Source organism: Pseudoxanthomonas sacheonensis, assembly GCF_031455975.1.
GTDB classification, from domain to species: domain Bacteria; phylum Pseudomonadota; class Gammaproteobacteria; order Xanthomonadales; family Xanthomonadaceae; genus Pseudoxanthomonas_A; species Pseudoxanthomonas_A sacheonensis_A.
The window spans coordinates 212,697-238,924 of the sequence record NZ_JAVDTT010000003.1 but is presented as its reverse complement, the minus strand read 5'-3'; the positions used below and the strand labels follow the sequence as shown (position 1 = coordinate 238,924).

Annotated in this window: 25 protein-coding genes; 15 read left to right on the top strand and 10 right to left on the bottom strand. The window is 63.4% G+C overall.

Annotated elements, in window-relative coordinates:
• Positions 1-79: 79 nt before the first annotated feature.
• From J2W94_RS13245 to J2W94_RS13230, 4 genes are all read right to left on the bottom strand, one after another.
• Positions 80-1,267, bottom strand: coding sequence for an RNA polymerase sigma factor (locus tag J2W94_RS13245; protein ID WP_310094217.1), 1,188 nt, complete (start codon positions 1,265-1,267; stop codon positions 80-82).
• 85 nt (positions 1,268-1,352) lie between these two features.
• The gene (locus J2W94_RS13240) at positions 1,353-1,862 is read right to left on the bottom strand and encodes a putative signal transducing protein (protein ID WP_310094214.1); all 510 of its coding nucleotides are present in this window, start codon (positions 1,860-1,862) and stop codon (positions 1,353-1,355) included.
• Positions 1,863-1,864: 2 nt separating this feature from the next.
• Positions 1,865-2,779, bottom strand: a complete 915-nt coding sequence (gene tesB, locus J2W94_RS13235; RefSeq protein WP_310094211.1) for an acyl-CoA thioesterase II — start codon at positions 2,777-2,779, stop codon at positions 1,865-1,867.
• Positions 2,780-2,891: 112 nt separating this feature from the next.
• Entirely contained in the window at positions 2,892-3,464 is a 573-nt protein-coding gene (locus J2W94_RS13230) for an N-acetylmuramoyl-L-alanine amidase (RefSeq protein ID WP_310094208.1), read from the bottom strand.
• 111 nt (positions 3,465-3,575) lie between these two features.
• Between J2W94_RS13230 and J2W94_RS13225 the strand changes: the two genes are divergently transcribed.
• From J2W94_RS13225 to rlmKL, 3 genes are all read left to right on the top strand, one after another.
• The gene (locus J2W94_RS13225) at positions 3,576-4,064 is read left to right on the top strand and encodes an MOSC domain-containing protein (protein ID WP_310094206.1); all 489 of its coding nucleotides are present in this window, start codon (positions 3,576-3,578) and stop codon (positions 4,062-4,064) included.
• Positions 4,061-4,606 carry an alpha/beta fold hydrolase gene (locus J2W94_RS13220; protein WP_310094203.1) on the top strand — a complete coding sequence of 182 codons (546 nt, stop codon included), beginning with the start codon at positions 4,061-4,063 and terminating at the stop codon, positions 4,604-4,606. Before J2W94_RS13225 ends, J2W94_RS13220 begins: the two co-directional genes overlap by 4 nt.
• 131 nt (positions 4,607-4,737) lie before the next feature.
• Entirely contained in the window at positions 4,738-6,873 is a 2,136-nt protein-coding gene (gene rlmKL, locus J2W94_RS13215; RefSeq protein WP_310094877.1) for a bifunctional 23S rRNA (guanine(2069)-N(7))-methyltransferase RlmK/23S rRNA (guanine(2445)-N(2))-methyltransferase RlmL, read from the top strand.
• A gap of 128 nt (positions 6,874-7,001) precedes the next feature.
• Here rlmKL and ald read toward each other — a convergent pair whose 3' ends face one another.
• The 3 genes from ald to J2W94_RS13200 all read right to left on the bottom strand — a co-directional run bounded on the left by ald (position 7,002) and on the right by J2W94_RS13200 (position 9,833).
• On the bottom strand, positions 7,002-8,117 hold the full coding sequence (ald, locus tag J2W94_RS13210; RefSeq protein WP_310094200.1) for an alanine dehydrogenase: 1,116 nt from the start codon (positions 8,115-8,117) through the stop codon (positions 7,002-7,004).
• Positions 8,118-8,178: 61 nt separating this feature from the next.
• Entirely contained in the window at positions 8,179-8,409 is a 231-nt protein-coding gene (locus J2W94_RS13205) for a hypothetical protein (RefSeq protein ID WP_310094197.1), read from the bottom strand.
• Positions 8,410-8,489: 80 nt separating this feature from the next.
• On the bottom strand, positions 8,490-9,833 hold the full coding sequence (locus J2W94_RS13200) for an aspartate aminotransferase family protein (protein ID WP_430540620.1): 1,344 nt from the start codon (positions 9,831-9,833) through the stop codon (positions 8,490-8,492).
• 195 nt (positions 9,834-10,028) lie between these two features.
• Here J2W94_RS13200 and J2W94_RS13195 point away from each other — a divergent pair, with 195 nt between their 5' ends.
• From J2W94_RS13195 to J2W94_RS13185, 3 genes are all read left to right on the top strand, one after another.
• Positions 10,029-10,577: a cupin domain-containing protein gene (locus J2W94_RS13195; RefSeq protein ID WP_310094195.1), complete on the top strand. Its 549-nt coding sequence runs from the start codon at positions 10,029-10,031 to the stop codon at positions 10,575-10,577.
• Between the two features lie 166 nt (positions 10,578-10,743).
• On the top strand, positions 10,744-12,246 hold the full coding sequence (locus J2W94_RS13190; protein ID WP_310094193.1) for an aldehyde dehydrogenase: 1,503 nt from the start codon (positions 10,744-10,746) through the stop codon (positions 12,244-12,246).
• A gap of 34 nt (positions 12,247-12,280) precedes the next feature.
• Positions 12,281-12,898, top strand: a complete 618-nt coding sequence (locus J2W94_RS13185; RefSeq protein WP_310094190.1) for a trimeric intracellular cation channel family protein — start codon at positions 12,281-12,283, stop codon at positions 12,896-12,898.
• Between the two features lie 99 nt (positions 12,899-12,997).
• Here J2W94_RS13185 and J2W94_RS13180 read toward each other — a convergent pair whose 3' ends face one another.
• Complete coding sequence (locus tag J2W94_RS13180) at positions 12,998-13,372, bottom strand: hypothetical protein (RefSeq protein ID WP_310094186.1); 375 nt, start codon at positions 13,370-13,372, stop codon at positions 12,998-13,000.
• On the opposite strand from J2W94_RS13180, the gene J2W94_RS13175 reads away from it, so the two are divergent.
• On the top strand, positions 13,359-14,627 hold the full coding sequence (locus tag J2W94_RS13175) for an MFS transporter (protein ID WP_310094184.1): 1,269 nt from the start codon (positions 13,359-13,361) through the stop codon (positions 14,625-14,627). The two genes, J2W94_RS13180 and J2W94_RS13175, sit on opposite strands and share 14 nt — an antisense overlap.
• Positions 14,628-14,661: 34 nt before the next feature.
• Here the strand turns inward: J2W94_RS13175 and J2W94_RS13170 are convergent, their stop codons facing one another.
• Together J2W94_RS13170 and J2W94_RS13165 are read right to left on the bottom strand one after the other, a co-directional pair.
• Positions 14,662-15,951 (bottom strand): NAD(P)/FAD-dependent oxidoreductase, encoded by a 1,290-nt coding sequence (locus tag J2W94_RS13170; RefSeq protein WP_310094181.1) that lies wholly within the window; start codon positions 15,949-15,951, stop codon positions 14,662-14,664.
• A 161-nt stretch (positions 15,952-16,112) separates the two neighbouring features.
• Positions 16,113-17,507 (bottom strand): glutamine synthetase family protein, encoded by a 1,395-nt coding sequence (locus tag J2W94_RS13165; protein WP_310094177.1) that lies wholly within the window; start codon positions 17,505-17,507, stop codon positions 16,113-16,115.
• A gap of 210 nt (positions 17,508-17,717) precedes the next feature.
• Between J2W94_RS13165 and J2W94_RS13160 the strand changes: the two genes are divergently transcribed.
• The 8 genes from J2W94_RS13160 (at position 17,718) to J2W94_RS13125 (ending at position 26,208) form a co-directional block, all read left to right on the top strand.
• The gene (locus J2W94_RS13160; RefSeq protein ID WP_310094174.1) at positions 17,718-18,473 is read left to right on the top strand and encodes a gamma-glutamyl-gamma-aminobutyrate hydrolase family protein; all 756 of its coding nucleotides are present in this window, start codon (positions 17,718-17,720) and stop codon (positions 18,471-18,473) included.
• Positions 18,474-18,482: 9 nt separating this feature from the next.
• Positions 18,483-19,865: a glutamine synthetase family protein gene (locus J2W94_RS13155; protein WP_310094171.1), complete on the top strand. Its 1,383-nt coding sequence runs from the start codon at positions 18,483-18,485 to the stop codon at positions 19,863-19,865.
• Between the two features lie 112 nt (positions 19,866-19,977).
• Positions 19,978-21,342 (top strand): aspartate aminotransferase family protein, encoded by a 1,365-nt coding sequence (locus J2W94_RS13150; RefSeq protein WP_310094168.1) that lies wholly within the window; start codon positions 19,978-19,980, stop codon positions 21,340-21,342.
• 110 nt (positions 21,343-21,452) lie between these two features.
• The gene (locus J2W94_RS13145) at positions 21,453-22,574 is read left to right on the top strand and encodes a polyamine ABC transporter substrate-binding protein (RefSeq protein ID WP_310094165.1); all 1,122 of its coding nucleotides are present in this window, start codon (positions 21,453-21,455) and stop codon (positions 22,572-22,574) included.
• Positions 22,575-22,654: 80 nt separating this feature from the next.
• Positions 22,655-23,287 carry a DJ-1/PfpI family protein gene (locus J2W94_RS13140; RefSeq protein ID WP_310094162.1) on the top strand — a complete coding sequence of 211 codons (633 nt, stop codon included), beginning with the start codon at positions 22,655-22,657 and terminating at the stop codon, positions 23,285-23,287.
• 34 nt (positions 23,288-23,321) lie between these two features.
• A complete protein-coding gene (locus J2W94_RS13135; protein ID WP_310094159.1) occupies positions 23,322-24,464 on the top strand; it encodes an ABC transporter ATP-binding protein in 1,143 nt (380 codons plus the stop codon).
• Positions 24,461-25,369 carry an ABC transporter permease subunit gene (locus J2W94_RS13130; protein WP_310094156.1) on the top strand — a complete coding sequence of 303 codons (909 nt, stop codon included), beginning with the start codon at positions 24,461-24,463 and terminating at the stop codon, positions 25,367-25,369. Before J2W94_RS13135 ends, J2W94_RS13130 begins: the two co-directional genes overlap by 4 nt.
• Positions 25,366-26,208, top strand: coding sequence for an ABC transporter permease subunit (locus tag J2W94_RS13125; RefSeq protein WP_310094154.1), 843 nt, complete (start codon positions 25,366-25,368; stop codon positions 26,206-26,208). Before J2W94_RS13130 ends, J2W94_RS13125 begins: the two co-directional genes overlap by 4 nt.
• Positions 26,209-26,228: the final 20 nt, after the last annotated feature.

Below are 26,228 nucleotides of genomic sequence, written 5' to 3'. Positions count from 1 at the left end.
CGCCCATGCTGGAAACAGCATGGGCTTTTTTTGCGATGCGGCAGGTGGAGCCTTAGTCCCTACTGGATGCCGGATAGGATCAATCGAACATCGCCCAGGCGATCGCCAGCACCACGAAGATGTTAGCGATGAGCACGCCCGTGCGGCCATACATGCTTTCGTAGGCCCAGTTGGTGCCGGTACGGCCACGTCGTGCGTTGGCGCGCGCCAATAGCGGGGCCATGATCCGCTGCAATGGCACCAGACACTGGTAGTTGATGGCCGCCATCGCGGCCAAGGAATAAAGCAGTATCGACCACTGCGGGCTGTTGAAACCCACCAGCACCAGTACGCCCAGGCTGAAAATCGCAGCGGTAGCGGTGTTGAGGAAAATGAAACCGCGTATCTGCCGGCGTTCGTCGGCGGTTTCGGCAAAGCGCAGCAACCAGAGGCCGCCAAGGTAGGCGCCCAGCATGCCGCCCAGCAGTGCCGGCAGGACGATATGCAACTGGCCGCCGAACATCGTTCCCCATGCGCCGACTGCGACCCCGCCGTTGACCGCCGAGGCGCCGAGTCCGCCGGCGCCCAGTTTGCCTGCACCCGAACCCACCGCGCCGGCGCCGATGAGCGCGGCGGCGCTGGCGGCAGGCGCGGTCACCATCAGCGCGCTGCTCACCGCCACCGCGAAGGCGGCGCTGGGGGCGCTGGCGCGCGCGAACTCTCCGAACCGTTTGAGCATCTCTTCGCGCACGCTGCCGCGCGCACGCGACAACCGCTTGCGCACCGCGGCGTCGCTCAAGCCCAGCAGCGTAGCCACATGCTGCGAACTTTGGCCCTCGCGGTAATAGAGCAGGAGGGTTTCGCGGCTTTCCTCAGGCAACGAAGAAATGATCTCGGTGGCGACCATTTCCTGTTCCGTCTGCAGCAGTTTCTCGCCCGGAGTAGGTGCCGGATCGGCGGCCATCTGGATCGCGATTTCCGCGCCTTCGCCCGACAACGGTCTGTTGCGGTTCGCACGCAGGTGGTCGCGGGCCAGGTTGCGGGTGATCTGGCGCAGCCAGGGCAGGAAGCTGGTGGAATTGTTCAGGCGATCCAATTGCTGCCATGCCTTGAGGAAGGCTTCCTGGGCGATATCCTCGCTGGCGGCCACGTCGCGGGTAATGGCCAGGGCGATGGCGGTGACCGTGTTCTGGCAGCCAACGACGATGCGGCCGTAAGCGCCGTGGTCGCCCTTGGCGGCGGCGGGCAGTTCGTGTTGCAGCATGAGCCCGAGGGCGTCGGCGTTCATCGGATACGGTCCTGGCATGCGGGTCGATACAAGACAGGACGACGCGCATCGGCAAATGTGACCACGACGGCGGCAGGCATTGCGGCTACGGCTTAGTGGGAGCGGGCGCCGAGATGCGCACGCGGACTTCTTCTTCCTCCTCCGCTGGCGCCGGTTGCGCCGGCAAAGGCGCCTGCTGCGCAGGGGGAGGGACGGGATCCGGCACCGGGCGGGGGCGCAGCACCGTCACCAGCGCAGCGATGGCGATTGCGATCAGCAGCGCGATGCGGATGCGCCAGGCCAGCGGGCGCTTCTTCGGCTCATCGACCGCATCGGTGCCCGCGAAAACCAGCGGCTCGCCCTGGGTCGGGCGGGTGGTCGCCAGCAATCCCGCTGCGCGCAGGATCTCGCGGGCCCGCGGCTGATCCTCGGCGCGTTTCACCCAGACGCTGGGTTGCTGCTTGAGTTTCATCGGCTCGGCATAGCTGAACTGGCCGCCGCGCTTGCTGTGGTACGAGCGCCCGTTGGCCAGGTAGACCTCGATGCCGGCATCCTCCAACAGTTTGGCCACGCCTTCGACGGTTTCGACCCGCAAGCTGGTGAAGACCTGACGCATGTCTATTCCTTGGCCGGGACCAGAGCCGCGGCGCCGTGATCGGGTACCACGCGGATCAGTCCTTCCTGCGCCGTGCTGGCCACCAGCTTGCCGTCGCGGGTGAAGATCTGGCCGCGCGCCAGGCCGCGCGAATTCTGCGCGCTGGGGCTATCGATGGAGTACAGCAGCCAGTCGTCGGCGCGGAACGGGCGGTGGAACCAAAGCGCGTGATCCAGCGACGCCATCTGCACATTGGGCTGGTAGTAGCTGATGCCGTGCGGATAGTTGGCCGTGCCCAGCAGCTGGAAATCGGACGCGTAGGCGAGCAATGCGTGGTGCAGTTGGGGCGCGTCTCCTACCGGTTCGCTCAGGCGGAACCAGACCTGCTGGAACGGCGGCCGTTTGGGCGGGTTGAGCTCGTCGCGCGGGTAGACGTGGCGGAATTCGAATGGACCGCGCCGCGACAGCCAGCGCTGCACCTTGGGCGGCAGCGTCGCCATCACTTCGGCGGGAACCGCAGGCGCGGGTTCGATGTCTTCGGGGCTCGGCACTTCCGGCATCGACAGCTGATGCTGCTGGGCCTCGGGTTCCTCGCCCTGGAAAGACGCCGCGCAGAAGAAAATCACCTTGCCATGCTGAATCGCGGTCACGCGCCGCACCGAAAAACTGCCGCCGTCGCGGGTACGGTCCACGTCGTAGACGATGGGATGATCCACATCTCCGGCGCGCAGGAAGTAGGCATGCAGCGAGTGAGCCATGCGGCCGCTGTCTTCCACCGTGGCCTGTGCCGCGGACAGCGCCTGGCCCAGCACCTGGCCGCCGAACACGTACTTGGTGCCGATATCGCGGCTCTGGCCACGGAACAGGTTGTCTTCCAGCCGCTCCAGCGAGAGCAGCTCGATCAGTTCGCTGACGACGGGTTCGGGGCTGGGGGACAAGAGGAATTCCGGTGCAGTGCGATCGGTAAATTATACCGGCCCCGTGGGAATGCTCCGTGGGCGCGAGCTTTTCAAGGCTATTCACGCAAGAATTCGCGCCCATGGGGCGCTCCTACGACGCGGGACCGAGGCGCTCCAGGGTAATGGCCTGCATCACGCGATCCCACGGGAACAGCGGACCGGGATCCAGTTTCCGATGGACTAGCACACTCTCGTCATCGCTGGCGGAAACCTCGGTGGTGTCCAGCTCCTCATGACCGGCGATGAACTTCAGCATGGGCAGTTCCCGCTGCAGGTATCGCAGCAAGTCCACCAGCGCGACGATCTGCTCATCCGTGTAAGCCTCATGCATCGACTGGCTACCGGCCGCCAGCCAGTCTGGATAGCGACCGATGTTGACCAGTTCTATGCCGATGGCGCGCGGGTTGTAGCCGCGCACATGGTGGGCGATGCGTTCCACGCGCACGTACTGATGCACGCTGCCGTCGCGGTCGATGTAGTAATGCCCGCTGTTTCCCGTGCCCGAGTCGTACAGCGCCCGTTCGCCGAAGCCGCGCGCTGTGGCTAGGTCGGGCAGTTCGGTGCAGTGGATCACCACCAGGTCGATCCAGCCGCGTGGGCGTTCGTCCAGCAGCAGTTCGTAGGGCAGGGGCGACTGGATCACGGGCGGCGGGTCTGGGAGCATGCCCGGAATGCTAGCACCCGGCCTGCGGGACCCAGCCACGGCGGCCCGGGCAGGCGCGGTCAAGTAAACTGGCGGTTCGCGCGGACGCCTGTCCGCCGCAGGAAGACGCCGATGCCCCTCAATCCCGACTCCGAACTCGCCAAGCTGATGGCCACGTTGCCGCAAGTCGGCACGGTGCAGTGGATAGGCTTGCGTCCAGCGCGCGATGAGTGGATGAGCGCGGTCGAGTCGGTCGAAGCCGTGACCGACGGCGGGCTGCGCGGCGACCGTTACAAAGGCGGCAGCGGCAAGCGCGGCATCACCCTGATCCAGGCCGAACACCTGCCCGCGATCGCGGCGCTGGCTGGACGCGGAATCGAACCCGCCTTGTTGCGGCGAAATGTGGTCGTGTCGGGCATCCCCTTGATCGCGCTGAAGGACCGCCAGTTCCGCATCGGCGAGGTGGTGCTGCAAGGCACCGAATCCTGCGATCCATGTTCGCGCATGGAAACCGCATTGGGCGCCGGCGGCTACAACGCCATGCGCGGCATGGGCGGGCTTTGCGCGCGCATCGTGTCCGGAGGAAATTTCCGCGTGGGCGATCAAGTGGTCGCGCTGTGAGCCGATCCTCTGCCGGAAAGGGCCACTGCATTCTTTCGCACGGCTTCGAAAGCGGTCCGGATGCCACCAAGGTCGCGGCATTGGCCATCGCCGCCGAAGGTCTGGGCTGGACCCACGAGCGTCCGGATTACACCAGTTTCGATGGACGGCGCGACCTCAGCGAATTGGGCGACGTGGAGGCGCGCCAGGCGCACCTGCTCGCGCTGGCTAAGACCGCCGCGAGCCGTGGGCCGCTGGTGCTGGCCGGTTCCAGCCTGGGCGCCTACATCTCCGCCCGCGTATCGCTGCAGGTTCCTGTGCTGGGTTTGTTCTTGATGGCGCCGCCGACCACGATGGGCCGCCTGCCGAATCTCGATGCGGCGCCGGTGCCGATTTCGATCATTCATGGCTGGGACGACGAACTGATTCCTTCGCAGCAGGTGGTCGATTGGGCGCATGCGCGCCGCGCACGCCTGTTGCTGGTCAACGATACGCATCGATTGTCGGAGCATGTGCAGGCTTCTGCGGAGGCGTTCGCGCATCTTCTTCAATCAATCAAATAGACGACGTCATCCCAGCGAACGCTGGGATCCATCTTGATTTTGATTTTGATCTTGTAATTCCAACAACTCGCGAAGATCAAAATGGATCCCAGCTTTCGCTGGGATGACGACTCTAAATTTTAGGAATGACTTTGAAATTCTTCGTTTCCTGCGGCAAAGGCCTGGAATACCTGCTCGTCGACGAACTCATCGCCCTGGGCGTCGCCAAGGCCACCGCCACTGTTTCCGGCGTCAATACCGAAGGCGAGCTCGCCGACGCGCAGCGTGCGGTGTTGTGGTCGCGCCTGGCCAGCCGCGTGTTGTGGCCGATCGCCGAATTCGAATGCCCGAACGAGCTGGCGCTCTACGACGGCGTTGCGGCTATTCCCTGGCAGGAGCACCTGCGCTCCGATCACACCCTGTCGGTCGATGCGCACGTCTCCGGCGACGCCATCACCCATGCGCGCTACGCCGCGCAGCGGGTCAAGGACGCGGTGGTCGACACCTTGCGCGCGCAGGGGCAGGAGCGTCCGTCGGTGGATGTGGACCATCCCGACGTGCGTATCAACTTGTCGCTACGCAAGGGCAGGGCCACGATTTCCATCGACCTGGGCGGCGGGCCGATGCATCGCCGCGGTTGGCGCAACGTGCAGAACGATGCGCCGTTGAAGGAAAACCTCGCCGCGGCCGTATTGATGCGCGGCGGCTGGCCCAAGATCTATCACGAGGGCGGCGCATTGCTGGATCCGATGTGCGGCAGCGGGACCCTGCTGATCGAAGGCGCGTTGATGGCGGCGGACGTCGCTCCCGGGTTACAGCGGCATGGACGCAGCCTGCCCAGTCGTTGGCTCGGATTCGACAACGACGGCTGGAAACAGTTGATCGAAGAAGCGAAGCAGCGCGAGGAAACCGGGCGGTCGAACCTGAAGCAGGCGATGTTCGGCAGCGACGTCGATCCGCACGCCATCCGCGCTGCGCGCGAGAACGCGGAAGTGGCCGGCGTCGCCGACGATATCTGGTTCGGCACGCGCGAGGTAGGCGATCTGCAGGCGCCGCCGTTCGAGCGCGGCACCGTGGTCTGCAATCCTCCCTACGACGAGCGTCTGGCGGCCGACAACGCGCTCTACCGAAAGCTGGGCGATGCGCTCAAGCGCACCGTGCCGCAGTGGCGCGCCAGCCTGTTGTGCGGCAATGCCGAACTGGCTTACGCCACCGGCTTGCGCGCCAGCAAGAAGTACCAGATCTTCAACGGCGCCATCGAGTGCGCCCTGATCGTCTGCGATCCGGTCGGTACGCCGAAGACGGAGAGCGCTACACCACGCGAACTCTCCGAAGGCGCGACCATGGTCGCCAACCGCCTGCGCAAGAACCTGCGCAAACTAAAGGCCTGGCGCGAGCGCGAAGGCGTGACTTGCTACCGGGTCTACGACGCCGATCTGCCGGAATATGCGGCAGCGATCGACGTGTACGTCGAAGACGGCGGAGAGGGCCGTACTTTCCTGCACGTGCAGGAATACGCGGCGCCCGACGAGATACCCGAGACCGACGTGCGCCGCCGCCGCAATGAACTGTTGGCCGCGGCGCGCGAGGTGTTCTCGCTTCCCGAAGAGCGGATCGCGATGAAGTCCCGCGAGCGCGGCAAGGGCGGCAGCAAGTACGGTCGCTTCGAGCAGCGCGGTGAACTGCTCAAGGTGCGGGAAAGCGGAGCGAAGTTGCAGGTCAACCTGTTCGACTATCTGGACACCGGCCTGTTCCTGGACCACCGTCCGCTGCGGCGACATATGGCGGCCGAATCGCGCGGCAAGCGTTTCCTCAACTTGTTTTGCTACACCGGTGTGGCCTCGGTGCAGGCGGCGGTGGCGGGGGCCGATTCGACCACCAGCGTGGACCTGTCGGGAACCTACCTGGAGTGGTGCGCGGCCAACCTGGCCATGAATGGTTTCGCCGGCGCCCAGCATCGGCTGGTGCAAGCCGACGCCTTGCGCTGGCTGGAAGCGGAGAAGAACCGCTACGACGTGATCTTCTGCGACCCGCCGACCTTCTCCAACTCCGCGCGCGCCGACGACTTCGACATCCAGCGCGAACACGTGCGCCTGCTGCGCGCCTGCGTGGATCGCCTGACCACCGAGGGCGTGTTGTACTTCTCCAACAACTTCCGCCGCTTCAAGCTGGATGCGGAAGCCGTGGCGGAGTTCGCGCAATGCGAGGACATCACCGCGCAGACCCTCCCGCCGGATTTCGAGCGCAATGCGCGCATCCACCGCTGCTGGCGCCTGATGCGCCTTTGATGTCTTTGGAAAGACGTAGGAGCGGCGTGAGTCGCGATGAGTGTTGCCGGTAAAGCCTCATCGCGACTTACGTCGCTCCTACGCCGCCCCTACGCCGCTCCTACGCAGATCATCTGTTCAGCGATTGATCAACCCAATGCCTTGGTCGAAGGCACGTACTCGTAGCCAAGATCGTCGGCGACGGCCTTGTAGGTGATCTTGCCGGCGTGCACGTTCAGGCCGTTGAGCAGGTGCTCATCGTCCAGCATCGCCTGGCGCGCGCCCTTGTTGGCCAGTTGCACGGCGAAGGGCAGGGTGGCGTTGGTCAGGGCGAAGGTCGACGTGCGGGCGACGCCGCCGGGCATGTTGGCGACGCAGTAATGAACGATGCCGTCCACTTCGTAGGTCGGGTTCTGATGGGTGGTGGCCTTGCTGGTTTCGAAGCAGCCGCCCTGGTCGATGGCCACGTCCACCAGCACCGAGCCGGGACGCATCAGCTTCAACTGCGCGCGCGAGACCAGCTTGGGTGCGGCCGCGCCCGGGATCAGCACCGCGCCGATCACCAGATCGGTATCCGGCAGGCGTTCCTCGATCGCGTCATGGGTGGAATAGATCGTGGTCAGCCTGTCGCCGTAAACCTCGTCGAGATACTTCAGGCGATCCAACGAGCGGTCCAGGATGGTCACATGGGCATTCAGGCCCATGGCCATGCGCGCGGCATTGATGCCGACCACGCCGCCGCCGATCACCAGCACTTCGGCCGGCTTCACGCCCGGCACGCCGCCGAGCAAGACACCGGAACCGCCCTGCGCCTTCTCCAGCGCGTGCGCGCCGGCCTGGATCGACATGCGTCCGGCCACTTCGCTCATCGGCGCCAGCAGCGGCAGGCCGCCCTTGCGGTCGGTGACGGTTTCGTAGGCGATGCAGGTGGCGCCCGATTTCACCAGCGCCTTGGTCTGTTCCGGATCGGGCGCAAGGTGCAGGTAGGTGTAGAGCACCTGGCCGGGGCGCAGCATCGCGCATTCCACCGGCTGCGGTTCCTTGACCTTGATGATCATGTCGGCGCGCTTGAAGATCTCCTCCGCGCTTTCCACGATTTCCGCGCCCGCGCGCACGTACATCTCATCGGTCAGGCCGATGGACTTGCCGCCATCGTGCTGGATCAGGACGCTGTGGCCGTTGGCGATGAGTTCGCGCGCACCGGCGGGGGTCAGGCCGATGCGGTATTCGTGGTTCTTGATTTCCTTGGGGACGCCGATCAGCATGATTTTGCCCTCCCGGGGCTGGTGCTTGAATGCTCTGGGTTATCTGTTCGAGTTGGGGCGCTTATCGCCAAACGACGTCGATGCCTTCCGAACCCGCAATAGCCGACTCAAGCGCCGAGGTCACTTGTTCGGAAGCGCCAGCGTTCTTAAGCAGATCGACTGTATTGAGATCGATGAAATAATCCTTGTCGGTGGAGCTTTCCTCTTCCATCACATTGACCATGTGCGAAAGATCCGCATCGCTGATCTCGGTAAGGAGCTGATTGCTGTCTTTCAGATAGAGCGTAGGCATGTGTTTACCTGAGGGTTGACGGTGATGAAGGAGCGAGCCGGATAGGGCAATGGCTGGTTGCCCATTGTAACGGGCTTGTATCAGGCTGTTTCCCTAATTGAGTCGGCCATCCGGCTGACGATATCGTCGATATGCGACTTCTCCAGGATCAACGGCGGCGAAAGAGCGATTACGTCCCCAGTAACCCGCGTCAGCAAGCTGCCCTTGTGGAAGGCATGGGTAAACGCGTCGTAGGCACGTGCGCCCGGCGCGCCCGCTCGTGGGGCCAGCTCGATCGCGCCGACCAAGCCGTAGTTGCGGATGTCGACGACATTGGGCAGGCCTTTCAGCGAATGGATGCCTTCCTGCCAGTAGTCGCCCAGTTCGATGGCCTTGTCGAACAGGTTTTCCTCTGCATAGGTATCCAACGTTGCGATGGCCGCCGCGCAAGCGAGGGGGTGTCCGGAATAGGTGTAGCCATGGAAAAGATCGATGGCGTTGTCCGGCCCTTGAGTGAACGCGTCGTGCACGTCGTCGGACACCATCACCACGCCCATCGGCACGCAGCCGTTGGTGATGCCCTTGGCGGCGGTGATCATGTCGGGCTGCACGTCGAAGCGCTGCGCGGCGAAGGCGTTGCCGACGCGGCCGAAGCCGGTGATCACTTCGTCGAAGATCAGCAGGATGCCGTGCTTGGTGCAGAGCTCGCGGATGCGTTTCAGGTAGCCATCCGGCGGAATCACCACGCCCGCGGAACCGGAGATCGGTTCGATGATCACCGCGGCGATGGTGGACGCATCGTGCAGCGCGACCATGCGCTCCAGGTCTTCGGCCAGTTCGATGCCGTATTCGGGCAATCCTTTGGAGAAGGCGTTGCGGCCGATATCCAGGGTGTGGCGCATATGATCCACCCCCGGCAGCCCGAGCCCGAACCACTTGCGGTTGTTGGGCAGGCCACCGACGGAAATGCCGCCGAAGCCGACGCCGTGATAACCCTTTTCGCGTCCGATCAATCGCGTGCGCTGGCCTTCGCCGCGCGCGCGGTGATAGGCGATGGCCATCTTCAACGCGCTGTCCACCGACTCGGACCCGGAGTTGGTATAGAACACATGGTTGAGGTTGCCGGGCGCCAGTTCGGCCAGGCGCTCGGCCAGGACGAACGGCAGCGGCGAGCTCATGGAGAAATTGGGGGCGAAATCCAGGGTCTCGATCTGGGTCTTCACCGCCTCCACGATGCGCGGCCGCGAATGTCCCGCGTTGCAGCACCACAGGCCGGCGGTGGCGTCGAGGATTTCGCGTCCGTCCACGGTCTTGTAGTACATGCCTGAGGCGCTGGCGAGCAGGCGCGGCGAGGCCTTGAACTGCTTGTTGGCGGTGAACGGCATCCAGAAGGCGTCCATGGATGCGGGTGCGGCGGTCGCCTGGGTCGCGTAATGGTCGGCCAGGGCGGCGTGATCGGGAGTGGAATCTGCGCTCATTCGGCTGGCTCCGTGGGTCGCGGAAGGGGGAGGCCGCCAGCTTAGCGCGTTGAAAAAACTTTACAACAGCGGGGTTATGTGACGAAAAATTGACCGTATCCCCGTGCCGTGTAAAGTATCCGGCAACACCGTCACAACACGGGTTCACAGACAAGGGCAGGGATGGACATCGGCGCGCGCCTGCAGCTGGTTCGCAAATCCAAGGATCTTAGCCAGCGCGAGCTGGCCAAGCGGGTGGGCGTGACCAACAGCACCATTTCGCTGATCGAACAGAACAAAGTCAGCCCTTCGGTCAGTTCCTTGAAGAAGGTGCTGGATGGCATTCCCATCTCGCTGGCCGATTTCTTCACCCTGGATCTGGAAGTCGGGCTGCCCGACAGCCCGTTCTACACGGCCGACGAACTGCCGGACGTCGGCAGCAACGGCATCCAGTACTTCCTGATCGGCCAGCACCGTCCGCAACGCCAGATGTGCATTTTGCGCGAGGTGATGCCGCCGGGCACCGATACCGGCGACAGCATGCTGTTGCACGAGGGCGAGGAGGGCGGCGTGGTGGTGGCAGGTGAAGTCGAAGTGACCGTCGGCGATCAGGTGCGCATCCTGCGCGCGGGCGAGGCTTATTATTTCGAGAGCAAGATTCCGCATCGTTTCCGCAACATCGGTGAGGTGGATGCGGTGATTTTCAGTGCCAATACCCCAGCAACTTTTTGATTTTGATTTCCTTCTCCCACCGGGAGAAGGTGGCGCGCAGCGACGGATGAGGGCGGGGGAATTCCAACCCACGAAAACCATCCGTCAAACTGAAAGTCCACTCCCTCATCCGCCCTTCGGGCACCTTCTCCCGGTGGGAGAAGGGAACAAATTCCAGGAGCAACCCATGAACGCCCCACGCACCCGTGACAGCTGGCAAACCCTTGCCGACGGCTTGCAAATCCGCACCCAGGCCTTCATCGACGGAAAGTACGTCGACGCCGCCAGCGGCAAGACCTTTGACTGCATCAGCCCGATCGACGGAGGTTCGCTGGGCCGCGTGGCCGAATGTGGGGCCGAGGACATCGAACGCGCCGTCCTCGCCTCGCGCCGCAGCTTCGATTCCGGCGCATGGTCCGAAGCCAAGCCCACCTATCGAAAGAAAGTGCTGCTCAAGTTCGCGCAGCTGATCGAGCAATACGGCGACGAACTCGCCCTGTTGGAATCTCTGGACATGGGAAAACCGGTCAGCGACGCACGTGCGGTCGACGTGGCGGCGACGATCCGCTGCATGGCATGGACCGGCGAGGCGCTGGACAAAGTCTATGGCGAAGTCGCGGCGACCGGTCCCGACGAACTCGGACTGGTAACGCGCGAACCGTTGGGCGTGGTCGGCGCCATCGTGCCGTGGAATTTTCCGCTGCTGATGGCGGCCTGGAAACTGGCGCCGGCGCTGGCGATGGGCAATTCGGTGGTGCTGAAGCCTTCGGAGAAATCGCCGCTCAGCGCGATCCGTCTGGCCGTAATCGCGATGGAAGCCGGCATTCCCGCGGGCGTCTTCAATGTGGTTCCCGGCTTCGGCAAGGAAGCGGGCGAACCGCTGGCCCTGCACATGGACGTGGACGGACTGGTGTTCACAGGATCGACCGCGGTCGGCAAACAGCTGCTGCAATGCGCGGGGCGTTCCAACCTAAAGCGCGCCTACATGGAATGCGGCGGCAAGAGCCCCAACCTGGTGTTCGCCGACGCGCACGACCTGGACAAGGCGGCCGAAGCGGCGGCCAGCGGCATCTTCTACAACCAGGGCGAGGTCTGCACCGCGGCGTCGCGCCTGCTGGTGGAGCGATCGATCAAGGACGAATTCGTGGCGCGCGTGGTCGAAGCCGGGCGCAAGATGCAACCCCGCCATCCTTTCGAGCCTGGAGCGCCGATGGGGGCGATGGTCGACGAGACGCAGACCTCCCGGGTGCTGAGCTATATCGAGAAAGGCGTGGCCGAAGGCGCCAAGCTGGTGCTCGGCGGCAAGCGTGCCGACACGGTGCCTGGGGGCAGCTATATCGAACCGACCGTGTTCGACGAGGTGGCGCACGAACACACCATTTCGCGCGAGGAAATCTTCGGGCCGGTGCTGTCGGTGATCGCCTTCGATACCGAGGAGCAGGCGTTGCGCATGGCCAACGACACCGAGTACGGCCTGGCGGCAGGCGTGTGGACCAAGGACATCAGCCGCGCCCACCGCGTTGCGCGCAAGCTGCGCGCCGGCAGCGTGTGGGTGAACTATTGGGACGGTGGCGACATGACCGCGCCGTTCGGCGGCTACAAGCAGTCCGGCAACGGCCGCGACAAGTCGCTGCATGCCTTCGACAAGTACACCGAGATGAAGGCGACCTGGATCAATCTGGGCGGCTGATCCACGCGGCGCCGTCGGAGGCGAAAGAGGAAAGATGCTTCTACATATCCTTTTCCTGATCGGCATCGCGGTGGAGGCGATGAGCGCGGCGTTGGTGGCGGGCCGGAGGCAGATGGATTGGCTGGGCGTGTGCGTGATCGCCGTGGTCACCGCACTGGGTGGCGGCACGCTGCGCGATGTGCTGCTGGGGCGCCACCCGCTGAGCTGGATCGAGCATCCCAGCTATCTGGTGATAGTGCTGGTTTCCGCGCTGGTAACGATCCTGGTGGCGCCGATGATGAAGCGCCTGCGCACCAGTTTCCTGGTGCTGGACGGGCTTGGGCTGGTCGTATTCACCGTCGTCGGCTGCGATATCGCCAAGGGGCTGCATCTGCACTGGTTGATCATCCTGGTCAGCGGAATGATCACCGGAACCTTCGGCGGCGTGTTGCGGGATGTGCTTTGCACGCAGGTGCCGCTGCTGTTCCGCAAGGAGCTGTACGCCAGCGTCTCGCTACTGGCCGGCGCGATCTATATGACCGCCCCGCATGTGGGCATCGATCACGACGTTGGCTTGGTGGCCGCGATGGCGACAGGCTTCACCGTACGCATGCTGGCCATCCGCTATCACTGGGAAATGCCGAAGTTCGTCTACAAGGACGATTGGGATTGAAGTGGTTTCGGCGGCTTGACGGAGGCGTACGAGCGACGTGAGTCGCGACGGAAAATTCGCGATATATCAATCGCGACTCACGTCGCTCCTACGGCCGCCCTACGACCTGTCGGATTTCTTGAACTCGACGCTGGCACGCTCGGCTTCGGGCAACTGGCGATCCAGCGACTGGCGGTAATGGATGCAGCCGCGCATGAATTGCGGCCACTCCGGGACCGCGGGCAGGGGATCGGTCTTCTCCGGAAGCAGGCTCCATAGGTCTGGGTGGTGCCAGCAAAGCTCGTGCAGAGTGGAGTCGCGATGCTTGCGGATAGCGGCGCGCAATTTGCGTGCTTCCGCGACCAGTTCCGCCTGGGTCAGTCGATCGAGGTCTTCGTCCACGGCATGCCTCCCGAAGTCCGGTTGCGCCGATAGCCGGAGAATCTGCCAGAATCCGGCCAGCCTAACCAGATCGTAGACGATGACCGCACCCATTGTTGTCAATTCCCCGCGGCGAGTGCTGTTCGCCAGCCTGATCGGCACCACCATCGAATTCTTCGACTTCTATATCTACGCCACCGCCGCGGTGATCGTGTTCCCGCAGCTGTTCTTCCCCGAAAGCGATCCGGCCACCGCCACCCTCAAGTCCCTGATTACCTTCGCCCTGGCGTTCTTCGCGCGGCCGGTGGGGTCGGCCTTGTTCGGCCATTTCGGCGACCGGGTGGGACGCAAGGCCACGCTGGTCGCAGCGCTGCTGACCATGGGTCTTTCCACCATCGCCATCGGTCTGTTGCCGACCTACGCCAGCATCGGCGTGGCGGCGCCGATCCTGCTGGCGATCTGCCGCTTCGGCCAGGGCCTGGGTCTGGGTGGCGAATGGGGCGGTGCGGTGCTGCTGGCGACCGAGAACGCGCCGCCAGGAAAGCGCGCGTGGTACGGAATGTTCCCGCAACTCGGGGCGCCGCTCGGCTTCCTGTGTTCGACCGGCATCTTCTTGTTGCTTACCGAAGCGATGGACGACACGCAGTTCCTGGCCTGGGGATGGCGCATTCCGTTCCTGTCCAGCGCCGCGCTGGTTTTCGTCGGCCTGTGGGTCCGTTTGCGCATCGCCGAGACGCCCGATTTCCAGAAGACGCTGGACAAGGGCGAACGCGTGCGCCTGCCGATGCTGAGCGTGCTGCGCGAACATCCGGGCGCCTTGCTGGCGGGAACGTTCGCGCTGGTCTCCACTTTCGTCCTGTTCTATCTGATGACCGTGTTCAACCTGTCCTGGGGAACTGCGCAGCTCGGCTATACGCGCGAACAATTCCTGTTGATGCTGATGATCGCCGTACTGTTCTTCGGGGCGGGCATTCCGGTGTCGGCGCTGCTGGCGGACCGGTACGGCCGGCGCTTGGCGATGGTGCTGGCGACGATCTCGATCATCGTCTTCGGACTGTTCTACGGGCCGCTTTTCAGCGTCGGCAGCGGCGCGGGCGTGCTGCTGTTCCTGATCATCGGCATGACGGTCACCGGCCTGACCTACGGGCCATGCGGTACCTTGCTCGCCGACATGTTTCCCACCGCCGTGCGCTACACCGGAGCCTCATTGGCCTTCAATCTGGCCGGCATCCTGGGCGCGTCGCTGACTCCTTCCATCGCCACCTATCTGGCCACGAAGCATGGCGTCTCGCATGTGGGTTATTACCTTGCCGCAGCGGCCACGCTGACCCTGATCGCATTGCTGCTGTCGCCGCGCGCGAAACATTGAGCGATGAATCGGCCGCTTTCGGCCGACCGACCGATCACCACAGCGCGTCGCGCAGTTTGTACCAGGCCATCGCCGCGACCAGCATCGGCGTGCGCAAGGTGCGGCCGCCGGGGAAGGGTAAATGCTGGATCTTGGCGAACAGGTCCAGCCGCTCCGATTGCCCGCGTATCGCTTCCGACATGAGCTTGCCGGCCAGCCCGGTCGCGACCACGCCGTGCCCGGAAAATCCTTGGGCGAAGTAGACATTGGGCGTCAGCCGCCCGAAATGCGGTGCGCGGTTGAGCGAGATGTCGATGTAGCCGCCCCATACGTACTCGATCTGCGCGTCCGCAAGCTGCGGGAACACGCGGCGCATGCGCCGGGTCATGGTGCCGCGTAGGTCGGGCGGCGGTAGGGTGGAGTAACTGGCGCGTCCGCCGAACAGCAGACGGTGGTCCCGGCTGCGGCGGAAATAATCCAGCGCCCAGTTGGTGTCGGCCACCGCCATGTCGTTGCGGATCAAGGCACGGGCGCGCTCTTCGCCGAGCGGTACGGTCGCTCCAATGTAGGTGCCGACGGGCATGATCTTCGATTCGAGTTCGGGCGCGATGCCATTAAGCAGCGCATTGCCGGCGAGGATGGCGAAATCGCATCGCACTTCGCCTTGCGCGGTCTTGAACACGGGCTTGGCGCCGCGCACCAGTTGCGTCACTCGCGAATGTTCGAAGATGCGTACACCGGCGGCCATCGCCGCGCGCGCCAGGCCCAATGCGTATTCCAGCGGATGCAGGTGACCGCTGTTGGGATCGTACAAGGCGCCCAGGTAGCGGTCGCTGGCGAGCTCCACGCGCAGCTTTTCGCGGTCCCACCATTCGACCGGGTAGGCATAGCGGGTGTTGAAGTCTTCGACCGCGGCCAGCACTTCCCGCTCCTGCCTCGGTTTGATCGGCACGGTGGCATGTCCGTCGCGCCAGTCGCAGGCGATGTCGTGCTTGCGGATGCGATCGCGCAGCCATTGCAGGCCTTCGCGGGAAAGGTCGAACATCTTCCGCGCGTCGTCGAAGCCGACCAGCGATTCCAGTTTCGCCTCGCCACAGCTGAAACCTGCGATGGCCTGCCCGCCGTTGCGTCCGGAGGCGCCCCAGCCGATGCGTTCGGCTTCCAGGACGACGACTTTGTAGCCGGCCTCGGCGAGTTCGAGCGCCGCCGAGAGCCCTGTGTAACCGGCGCCGAGGATGCAGATGTCGGCTTCGATGTGGTCTTGCAGGGTCGGTTGTCCCGGCAGCGGAGTGGCGCTGGCGGCGTACCAGCTTGGTGGGTAGGCAGGCTTGTCGGAAGTAGACATCAATGACAACCCCGCATCGTCATCCCAGCGAATGCTGGGATCCATTTTGATCTTCGCGGGTTGGCAGGAGCACTCGCTGCGCTCGCTCCCCTCATCCGCCTTTCGGGCACCTTCTCAGCCTTGCACACCCTTCGGGCGCCACAAGGGGAGAAGGGAAGTGCTCATACAGCCCGCAAATACCAGTCGTATTCCAGCGTAGTCACCTGCGTATAGAACGTCTGCATTTCCTTGAGCTTCTGCTGGCCGTAGATATGCCGGAACGCTTCGCCGAACTGCTCGCGGATGAAATCGCTGCCCCTGAAATCGTCGATGGCCTGGCGCCAGTACGGCGTGCGGATCTCGGTCTGTTCGTAGGCGTTGCCGACCACGGGCGGACCGGGGTCGAAACCATTCTCCAGCCCATGCAGCATGCCGGCCAGCACTGCGGCGGTGACCAGGTACACGTTGGCGTCCGCGCCGGCGATGCGATGCTCGATACGGGTGTTGGCCTCGTTGCTGTGCGGGATGCGCATGGCGACGGTGCGGTTGTTGTAACCCCAGGCGTCGTTGAGCGGCACGAAGGCGTTGAGCACGAAGCGCCGATAGCTGTTGGCGTGCGGCGCGAACAGCAGCAGGCTGTCCTTGGCGCTGCGCTGCAGGCCGCCGATCGCGTGCTTCAGCGTGTCGGCCGGCGCATCCGGGGTCGAAGCGAAAATGTTGGCGCCGTTCTCGTCCAGCACGCTGACGTGGATGTGCAGTCCGTTGCCGGCCTGTTCCGCGAAGGGCTTGGCCATGAAGCTCGCCTGCACGCCTTGCTGCTGCGCCACGGCCTTGATGGCGCGCTTGAGCATGACCGCATCGTCGCAGGCCAGCAGCGCGTCGTCGCGATGCTTGAGGTTGATCTCGAACTGGCCCGGCGCGTACTCGGCGACAGCGGTGTCGGCGGGAATGCCTTGCGCCTTGCATGCCGCCGATACCGCGTCGGTGAAACCACGATAGTCGTTGAGGTCTTCCATGTAATAGACCTGGGTGCTGCTGCTGCGCCGTCCGGTCACCGGATTGATCGGCGTGCGCGGCTTGCCATCGGCATCCAGGTGCGCGTCGAACAGATAGAACTCCAGTTCCACCGCCACCACCGGCTTCAAGCCGCGCGCGGCGTAGCGTTCCAGTACGCGCTTGAGCACTTCGCGTGGATTGGCTTCGAAGGTGCCGCCCTTGGCGTCCTCCATCGACAGCAACAATTGCGCCATCGGTCGTGGCGACCACGGCACCGGCCGCAGCGACCCCGGCACCGGGCGGCAGATGCGGTCCTCGTCGCCGATGTCGTAGCCCAGGCCGGTTTCCTCCACCGTGTTGCCGGTGATGTCGGTGGCGATCAGCGACATCGGCAGGCACACGCCATCCTGGTAGACCTTCTCCAGCGCATCGCGGGTGATGCGCTTGCCGCGCAGCAGGCCGTTCATGTCGGGCAGCAGCAGGTCCACCAGCTCGCAGTCGGGCAGCCGCGCCAGAGTGTCGGCATCGGCCAGCGGGAGCGGGGAATCTTCGAAAACGGAAGGGTCTGGAATGCGGGTCATGATGGCGTCACGGGCGGTTCGCGGCAGCTTACCAGAGAGCCCACGCTGTCAAGAATACTCAACGCCAACAACCGTGTAGCTCGCCTGAAAAGACCTGAAGTGGTGCCGCAGCGCACCATTAGCGGGATAAAACCGCGATTCCGGCACCTCGTGTTGTAAAAATAAAACAGGCGGGTTAAGTTGAGGCAAGCTTTCTCCGAGCCTCCCCCGATGGCCAGCCTGCCGCTGGTCGGCCTTCCCACCGACCGTAAAGAAATCGGTCCACATCCTTTCCTCGCGGTCGGCGAGAAGTATGTGCGCGCTGTGGTGGACGGGGCCGGGGCGCTACCGATCCTGCTCCCTGCTTTGCAGCCTGCGCTGCCGCTGGAACGATTGCTGGAACAGGTCGACGGTGTCCTGCTGACAGGCTCGGTCAGCAACATCGAGCCGCACCACTACGGCGACGAACCCAGTTACGAAGGCAATCTCCATGATCCCGCCCGCGACGCCAACAGCCTGCCCATAGTGACGCTGGCGATGGAGATGGGGATCCCCTTGCTGGCGGTGTGCCGCGGCTTTCAGGAGGTGAACGTCGCCCTCGGCGGCAGTCTCTACCAGAAAGTGCAGGAGCAACCCGGATTCCTGGACCATCGCGAAAATCCCAACGATCCGCTCGACCAGCAATACGCCCCCGCACATGTCGTCACCTTCAATCCGGGCGGGATGCTGGCCGGTATCGCCGGCGCGCCGTCGGCCCGGGTCAATTCGCTGCACGGGCAAGGCGTCGCCCGCCTAGGCAAGGGCCTCAAGGTGGAAGCGGTGGCGCCGGATGGTTTGATCGAAGCGTTCCGTCACGAAGGAGCCGGCTTTCTACTCGGCGTGCAGTGGCATCCCGAGTGGCGCGTCATCGAAAATCGGTTTTATCTCGGCATATTCAAAGCCTTCGGCGACGCCTGTCGCACGCGCGCCGCACAACGAAAACATTGAAGTGAACCCATGACCCAGCGCCAGGCCCAGAAGAAACCCTCACCCGAGAAACCCGAAAGTTCGCTGCGGCGATGGCTGAAGGAGCGCAGCATCACCGAAGTCGAATGCCTGGTACCCGACATCACCGGCATCGCACGCGGCAAGATCATTCCCGCCGACAAGTTCTCTCACGACTACGGCACGCGCTTGCCGGAAGGCATTTTCGCCACCACCGTTACCGGCGATTATCCGGACGACTATTACGACCTGACCTCGCCCTCGGATTCGGACATGTACCTGCGTCCCGATCCGGACACGATCCGCATGGTGCCCTGGGCCACCGATCCGACCGCGCAGGTGATCCACGACTGCTACACCAAGGACGGCCAACCGCACGACCTGGCCCCGCGCAACGTGCTGCGGCGCGTGCTGGCGGCTTACGAAGAGGCCGGCCTGCGCCCGGTAGTCGCGCCCGAGCTGGAATTCTTCTTGGTGCAGAAGAATACCGATCCGGATTTCCCGCTGTTGCCGCCGGCCGGCCGTTCCGGTCGCCCGGAAACCGCACGCCAGTCGTATTCGATCGATGCGGTCAACGAATTCGACCCGATCCTCGACCTGATGTACGACTATTGCGACGCGATGGAACTGGACGTGGACACGCTGATCCACGAATCCGGCGCGGCGCAGCTGGAAGTCAACTTCACCCACTCCGATGCGCTGTCGCGCGCCGACCAGGTGTTCTTCTTCAAGCGCACCATGCGCGAAGCGGCGATGCGCCATGGCATCTACGCCACCTTCCTGGCCAAGCCGATGGAGAACGAACCCGGCAGCGCCATGCACATCCACCAGAGCATGCTCGACAAGAAGGGCAACAACGTCTTCGCCGGAAAGAGCGAAGGCAAGCTGAGTAGAACCTTCGATCAGTACCTGGGCGGGCTGCAGAAGTACGTGCCCATGGCGATGGCGTTCTTCGCGCCGAACGTGAATTCGTACCGCCGCCTCGCGCTGGGGCAGGTGGCGCCGATCAACGTGCAGTGGGGCTACGACAACCGCACCTGCGGTTTGCGCGTGCCCATGGATACGTCGGAAAACACGCGGGTGGAAAGCCGTTTCGCCGGTTCCGACGCCAACCCCTACCTGGCCATGGCGGCCACGCTGGCATGCGGACTGCTGGGCATGCGCGAAGGATTGAAGGCGACCGCGCCGCTGGCCGGAAGCGCCCAGGATGTGGGCTTCGAGTTGCCGCGTTCGCTGGGGGAATCACTGGACGAACTCGAACAGTGCAAGCCGTTGCAGGAATTGCTGGGGTCGCGTTTCGTGCGCGCCTACGTGTCGGTGAAACGCAAGGAATACGAAACCTTCTTCCGCGTGATCAGTTCGTGGGAGCGGGAGTTTTTGTTGTTGAACGTTTGAAGTCATTACCAACAACCCTGTCATCCCGAGCGTAGCGAGGGATCTGCTTCACCGCTCGGCCAAGCAACAGCAGATCCCTCGCTGCGCTCGGGATGACAAGAGAGGAGTTTCGATGGACCACCTGGATACCCGCACCCTGCAACAGTTGGACGCAGCGCACCACTTGCATCCGTTCAACGACAACGCCGCGCTGGCGAAGAAGGGAACGCGCATTCTCACCAAAGGCGAGGGCGCCTACGTGTGGGATGCCGAAGGCCACAAGCTGCTGGATGCGTTCGCCGGGTTGTGGTGCGTCAACATCGGCTATGGCCGCAAGGAACTGGGCGATGCCGCGTCCAGACAGATGACGCAGCTGGCCTACTACAACAGCTTCTTCCAGTGCACCACCGAGCCCACCATCCTGCTCGCCGCCAAGCTCGCCGAGCTGACTCCGGGCGATCTCAACCATGCGTTCTTCACCAATTCCGGCTCCGAGGCCAACGACACCATCCTGCGCCTGGTCCGGCATTTCTGGGCGGTGCAGGACAAGCCGCAGAAGAACATCTTCATCGGCCGCCATAACGGCTATCACGGCACCACCATGGCCGGCGCCAGCCTCGGCGGCATGGCCGGCATGCACAAGCAGGGCGGCCTGCCGATTCCCGACATCCACCATATCGATCCGCCGTTCTGGTTCGCCGATGGCGGCGACCTGGACCCCGACGAATACGGGCTGGTCGCGGCGCGCAGGCTGGAAGCCAAGATCCTCGAACTCGGACCCGACCGTGTGGCCGCCTTCATCGGCGAGCCCATCATGGGCGCGATCGGCGTGTACATCCCGCCGATGACCTACTGGCCGGAGATCGAACGCATCTGCCGCAAGTACGACGTGCTGCTGGTCGCCGACGAAGTGATCTGCGGATTCGGCCGCACCGGCGAATGGTTCGGCTCGGAATACTTCGGCTTCATGCCCGACGTGATGACCCTGGCCAAGGGCATCACCTCCGGCTACATCCCGCTGGGCGCGGCCATGTTCAACGATCGCGTCGCCGGGGTGCTGGCCGATCAGGGCGGGGAGCTGGCGCACGGCTGCACCTATTCGGGGCATCCGGTGTGCACCGCGGTGGCGCTGGAGAACATCCGCATCCTGCAAGAAGAAAAAATCGTCGAAACCTGCAAGGCCGATACCGCCCCTTACCTCGCCAGACGCTGGGCCGAGCTCGGCGAACATCGCCTGGTCGGCGAAGCGCGAATCGCGGGCATGGTCGGTGCCCTCGAACTGGTGCCGGACAAGGGCCGGCGTGCATTCTTCGACGATCGCGGTACAGTGGGACAGCTTTGTCGCGACAAGGCATTGGCCAATGGCCTGATCTTGCGCGCCACCTACGATGCCATGCTGCTGTCGCCCCCGCTGATCATCAGTCGGGGCCAGGTCGACGAGCTGTTCGAGAAGGCCTGGAAGGCATTGAACGAGACCGCCGCAGAGCTGGGTTTGTAACTGGCTGGATTTGTAAACGGGTTTAGAACAGGAAGGGAACAACGGACGCCTCGCGTGCTGCGGGGTGCGGGTGCCAACAACAAGCCCTTTCGGGCCATCTGGAGAGTGCGATGAAACTGCGAATACTGGGTGCAATGATCGCCGCTTGCGTGCTTGCCGCGTGCGGCGGCAAGGGCGGGGACAAAGCGGCCGCGGCCGCGGGCGGCGAGAAAAGCGTCAACGTCTACAACTGGTCCGATTACATCGCCGAGGACACCAACGCCAACTTCGAGAAGAAGACCGGCATCAAGGTCACTTACGACGTGTTCGACAGCAATGAAGTGTTGGAGACCAAGCTGCTGGCCGGCTCCAGCGGATACGACGTGGTGGTACCGACGATGAATTTCCTCGGACGCCAGATCCAGGCTGGCGTATTCCTGCCGCTGGATAAATCCAAGATCCCCAACTACGCCAATCTCGATCCGGTGATGATGAAGAAGCTGGAGTCGCAGGATCCCGGCAACAAATATGCGATCCCGTACATGTGGGGCACCACCGGCATCGGCTACAACGTGGACAAGGTCAAGGCCGCCTTCGGCAATACCGACCTGACCAACAGCCTGGACATCGTGTTCAAGCCCGAAAACATCTCCAAGCTCAAGGACTGCGGCGTGACCGTCCTGGACACGCCTTCGGAGCTGATCCCGATCACGCTCAACTACCTTGGCGAAGACCCCAACAGCACCGATCCGGCGGTGATCAACAAGGCGGCGGTGTTGCTGAAGAGCATTCGGCCCTACATCAGCAACTTCCATTCCTCGCAGTACATCGACGCCTTGGCCAACGGCGACATCTGCCTGGTGGTGGGCTGGTCGGGCGACATCATCCAGGCGCGCGACCGCGCGGCCGAAGCCGGCAACGGCGTCAATATCGCCTATGCCATTCCGAAGGAAGGGGCGCCGCAATGGTTCGATATGCTGGCCATCCCCAAGGACGCCAAGCATGTGGATGAGGCCTATGCCTACATCAACAACCTGCTGGACCCGCAAGTGATGGCCAACAACTCCAACTTCATCAGCTATCCCAATGCGGTTCCCAAGGCGAAGGAATTGATGGAGAAGAGCATCACCTCGGATCCGACGGTGTATCCGCCGCCGGAGGTCGAGGCGAAACTGTTCACCTTCGCGATCATTCCGCCGGAAGTCGACAAGCTCTATACGCGGATCTGGACGGAACTGAAGACCGGCAAGTAAACATACGAACGGGGCAGGCGGTTACGCCTGCCCCGATTCGTTCCCGGACAAGAATAGCGAGCATCCGAAAGAACGCCGCCATGCACATAGCGATCCTCACATTCGAAGGATTCAACGAACTCGATTCTTTGATCGCATTGGGCATACTCAATCGCATCAAGAAACCCGGTTGGCGAGTGACGCTCTCATGTCCGGCAGCGTCGGTCACTTCGATGAACGGCGTCACCGTGCATGCGCAATCAAGTTTGGAAGAAGCCTGCGCGGCGGATGCCGTCATTGTCGGAAGCGGCATGCGGACCCGGGAAATCGTCGACCGTCCGGACCTTATGGCCAGGCTCGAGCTGGATCCCGCACGCCAGCTGATCGGCGCCCAATGTTCGGGCACGCTGATCCTGGCCAAGCTCGGTCTGCTCGGCGGCGTTCCCGCCTGCACGGATCTCACTACCAAGCCTTGGGTGCAGGAGGCGGGCATCGAGGTTATCAACCAACCGTTCTACGCCCAGGGAAATGTGGCGACCGCGGGCGGCTGCCTGGCGTCGCAATATCTTGCCGCCTGGATCATCGCCCGCTTCGAGGGAGAGGGCGCGGCTCGCGATGAGCTTCATTACGTCGCCCCGGTGGGCGAGAAGGAAGAGTATGTCGCGCGCGCCATGAGAAACATCGCTTCGGCCGGCAGTTCGTCTAGGTCCGAGCAGATTCGAAGATCGGCCTGATTTTTTTTGGCGCCATGACATTCTGGGGACAACGATGGCAATCGAACAGTTGAACGGAACCAAAAACACCGCCGGCAATGCCAGGCCCGTGGAGGACTACCTGCGGATCGTCGACGTGCGCAAGGAGTTCGATGGTTTCGTCGCGGTCGAGGACACCGATCTGAGCATACGCAAGGGCGAGATCTTCGCGCTGCTGGGCGGATCGGGTTGCGGAAAATCCACCTTGCTGCGCTGCCTGGGCGGCTTCGAGAAGCCCACTTCGGGCAAGATCTATCTGGACGGCCAGATCATGAACGATCTGCCGCCGTACGAACGTCCCATCAACATGATGTTCCAGTCCTACGCGCTGTTCCCGCATATGACCGTGGAACAGAACATCGCCTTCGGCCTGAAGCAGGACGGATTGTCGAAGGATGCGATCAAGAAACGCGTCGACGAAATGCTGGCGCTGGTGCAACTGGGCAAGCTGGCCAAACGCAAGCCGCACCAGTTGTCCGGCGGACAGCAGCAACGCGTGGCGCTGGCGCGTTCGCTAGCCAAGGGCCCGAAACTGCTGTTGCTGGACGAGCCGATGGGCGCGCTGGATAAGAAGCTGCGCTCGCAGATGCAGCTGGAGCTGGTCAATATCATCGAGACCTCGGGCGTCACCTGCGTGATGGTGACCCACGACCAGGAAGAGGCCATGACCATGGCCACCCGCATCGCGTTGATGGATTCGGGTCGCATCCGCCAGGTCGGCACGCCCGACGAAATATACGAATCCCCGACCAGCCGTTTCGCCGCCGAGTTCATCGGTTCGGTGAACATGTTCCAGGGCAAGGTCGACGAAGACATGGCCGATTACGTGACCATCCTGTCGCCTTCGCTGGATACGCCCATCTACGTGGGTCACGGTATCTCCGGTTTCGAGGGCCAGGAAGTTTCGTTCGGCGTGCGTCCGGAAAAGGTCCACATCAGCAAGGAAGAGCCCGATCAGCGCTACAACAAGGCGCGCGGCAAGATCGAAGACATCGCCTACTTCGGCAGCCACTCCGTCTTTCACGTGCGCCTGCCCAGCGGCTACAAGTTCATGGCCAACTTCGCCAACCAGCAGCGCTGGGCCAGCGAGGGGATGACCTGGGGCGACGAGGTTTGGGTGTCGTGGGGCGACAACGAAGGCGTGGTGCTGACCTCATGAACGCCCTCCTGAAAAAGATCTTCCCGCACCCACGCTGGGCGGTGATTTCAGTGCCATACCTGTGGCTGCTGGTGTTCTTCGCCATCCCGTTCCTGATCGTGCTGAAGATCTCGTTCTCGCGGCTCGCCATCGCGATGCCGCCGTATACGCCGGTGCTGGAGTACGTGGACAACGCGCTGTCGCTGAAATTGAACCTCAGCAACTACATCGGCCTGTTCACCGATTCGCAGTACGTGCAGGCCTATCTGAGCTCGATCAAGATCGCCGCCATCTCCACCTTCCTGGCGCTGCTGATCGGCTATCCGATGGCCTACGTCATCGCGCGGCTTCCGCCGTCGACGCGCAATATCGCCATGATGCTGGTGATCCTGCCGTCGTGGACCTCGTTCCTGATCCGCGTCTATGCCTGGATCGGCATCCTCAAGCCGAACGGCCTGCTCAACAACCTGTTGATGAAACTGCACCTGATCGGCGAACCGTTGCAGATCTCCAATACGCCCACGGCCGCCTACATCGGCATCGTGTACTGCTATCTGCCGTTCATGGTGCTGCCGCTGTACACCAACCTGGTCAAGCACGACCAACGGCTGCTCGAGGCCGCCTACGATCTGGGCGCCAAGCCGTGGAAGGCCTTCTTCAAGATCACGCTGCCGCTGTCCAAGGCCGGCATCATCGCCGGCTGCATGCTGGTGATGATCCCGGCGGTAGGCGAGTTCGTGATTCCGGAATTGCTCGGCGGTCCGGACACCCTGATGATCGGGCGCGTGCTCTGGAACGAGTTCTTCAACAACCGCGACTGGCCCACCGCCTCGGCCGTGGCGATCGTGATGCTGGGGTTGTTGCTGATACCGATCCTGATCTTCAACCGCGTGCAGCAGAGCGAGATCGAAGGGAGGCTGACATGAGCAATCTCGCCAAACGCTGGCCGACCTGGTTGATCCTGACGCTGGGATTCGGGTTCCTGTACGTGCCCATCCTGGTGCTGATGTTCTATTCGTTCAACGAGAACAAGCTGGCGACGGTGTGGTCGGGCTTCTCGCTCAAGTGGTACGGCAAGCTGCTGCAGAACGACCAGATGCTGGGCGCGGCCTGGATCAGCATCAAGATCGCGTTCTTCACCGCCACCGCCGCGGTGATCCTGGGCACCCTGGCCGCACTGGTGATGACGCGCATGCGGCGCTTTCCCGGCAAGACCCTGTTCGGCGCGCTGATCACCGCGCCGTTGGTGATGCCGGAAGTGATCCTGGGCCTGTCCATCCTGATGATGTTCATGTCGCTGGGCAATCTGGTCGGCCTCGCCCCGCGCGGCATCCTGTCGATCTGGATCGCGCACGTGACTTTCACCCTGGCCTTCGTCACCGTGGTGCTGTCTTCGCGCATGGCCGAGCTGGACAAGTCGCTGGAGGAAGCGGCGATGGATCTGGGGGCGAACCGGGTCAAGGTGTTCTTCCTGATCACGCTGCCGATCATCGCGCCGGCCATCGTCTCGGGCTGGCTGTTGGCTTTCACTCTGTCGCTGGACGATGTGGTGGTCGCGAGCTTTGTGTCCGGACCCAGTTCCACCACCTTACCGATGGTGGTGTTCTCTTCGGCGCGTCGCGGGCTCAACCCGCAGGTCAACGCCTTGGCCACGATCATGATCGTGGTGGTATCGGTCGCCGCATTCGTCGCCTGGTGGTTGATGAATCGCGAAGAGAAGCGGCGGCAGCGCGACATGCAGCTGGCGCTGCAGGACAACGGCTGACTTCGTTGCGGGAATGGCAC

What these genes read in the sequence shown, in the direction of transcription:
- J2W94_RS13140 (WP_310094162.1), top strand. Translation starts at nt 22,655, where the DNA reads ATGCACATAGCGATCCTCACATTCGAAGGATTCAACGAACTCGATTCT.
- J2W94_RS13180 (WP_310094186.1), bottom strand. Translation starts at nt 13,372, where the DNA reads ATGGGTGCGGTCATCGTCTACGATCTGGTTAGGCTGGCCGGATTCTGG.
- J2W94_RS13190 (WP_310094193.1), top strand. Translation starts at nt 10,744, where the DNA reads ATGAACGCCCCACGCACCCGTGACAGCTGGCAAACCCTTGCCGACGGC.
- J2W94_RS13245 (WP_310094217.1), bottom strand. Translation starts at nt 1,267, where the DNA reads ATGAACGCCGACGCCCTCGGGCTCATGCTGCAACACGAACTGCCCGCC.
- J2W94_RS13170 (WP_310094181.1), bottom strand. Translation starts at nt 15,951, where the DNA reads ATGTCTACTTCCGACAAGCCTGCCTACCCACCAAGCTGGTACGCCGCC.
- J2W94_RS13155 (WP_310094171.1), top strand. Translation starts at nt 18,483, where the DNA reads ATGACCCAGCGCCAGGCCCAGAAGAAACCCTCACCCGAGAAACCCGAA.
- ald (WP_310094200.1), bottom strand. Translation starts at nt 8,117, where the DNA reads ATGCTGATCGGCGTCCCCAAGGAAATCAAGAACCACGAATACCGCATC.
- J2W94_RS13240 (WP_310094214.1), bottom strand. Translation starts at nt 1,862, where the DNA reads ATGCGTCAGGTCTTCACCAGCTTGCGGGTCGAAACCGTCGAAGGCGTG.
- J2W94_RS13205 (WP_310094197.1), bottom strand. Translation starts at nt 8,409, where the DNA reads ATGCCTACGCTCTATCTGAAAGACAGCAATCAGCTCCTTACCGAGATC.
- J2W94_RS13150 (WP_310094168.1), top strand. Translation starts at nt 19,978, where the DNA reads ATGGACCACCTGGATACCCGCACCCTGCAACAGTTGGACGCAGCGCAC.
- J2W94_RS13225 (WP_310094206.1), top strand. Translation starts at nt 3,576, where the DNA reads ATGCCCCTCAATCCCGACTCCGAACTCGCCAAGCTGATGGCCACGTTG.
- J2W94_RS13125 (WP_310094154.1), top strand. Translation starts at nt 25,366, where the DNA reads ATGAGCAATCTCGCCAAACGCTGGCCGACCTGGTTGATCCTGACGCTG.
- J2W94_RS13195 (WP_310094195.1), top strand. Translation starts at nt 10,029, where the DNA reads ATGGACATCGGCGCGCGCCTGCAGCTGGTTCGCAAATCCAAGGATCTT.
- J2W94_RS13185 (WP_310094190.1), top strand. Translation starts at nt 12,281, where the DNA reads ATGCTTCTACATATCCTTTTCCTGATCGGCATCGCGGTGGAGGCGATG.
- J2W94_RS13160 (WP_310094174.1), top strand. Translation starts at nt 17,718, where the DNA reads ATGGCCAGCCTGCCGCTGGTCGGCCTTCCCACCGACCGTAAAGAAATC.
- J2W94_RS13175 (WP_310094184.1), top strand. Translation starts at nt 13,359, where the DNA reads ATGACCGCACCCATTGTTGTCAATTCCCCGCGGCGAGTGCTGTTCGCC.
- J2W94_RS13130 (WP_310094156.1), top strand. Translation starts at nt 24,461, where the DNA reads ATGAACGCCCTCCTGAAAAAGATCTTCCCGCACCCACGCTGGGCGGTG.
- J2W94_RS13165 (WP_310094177.1), bottom strand. Translation starts at nt 17,507, where the DNA reads ATGACCCGCATTCCAGACCCTTCCGTTTTCGAAGATTCCCCGCTCCCG.
- J2W94_RS13230 (WP_310094208.1), bottom strand. Translation starts at nt 3,464, where the DNA reads ATGCTCCCAGACCCGCCGCCCGTGATCCAGTCGCCCCTGCCCTACGAA.
- J2W94_RS13135 (WP_310094159.1), top strand. Translation starts at nt 23,322, where the DNA reads ATGGCAATCGAACAGTTGAACGGAACCAAAAACACCGCCGGCAATGCC.
- J2W94_RS13145 (WP_310094165.1), top strand. Translation starts at nt 21,453, where the DNA reads ATGAAACTGCGAATACTGGGTGCAATGATCGCCGCTTGCGTGCTTGCC.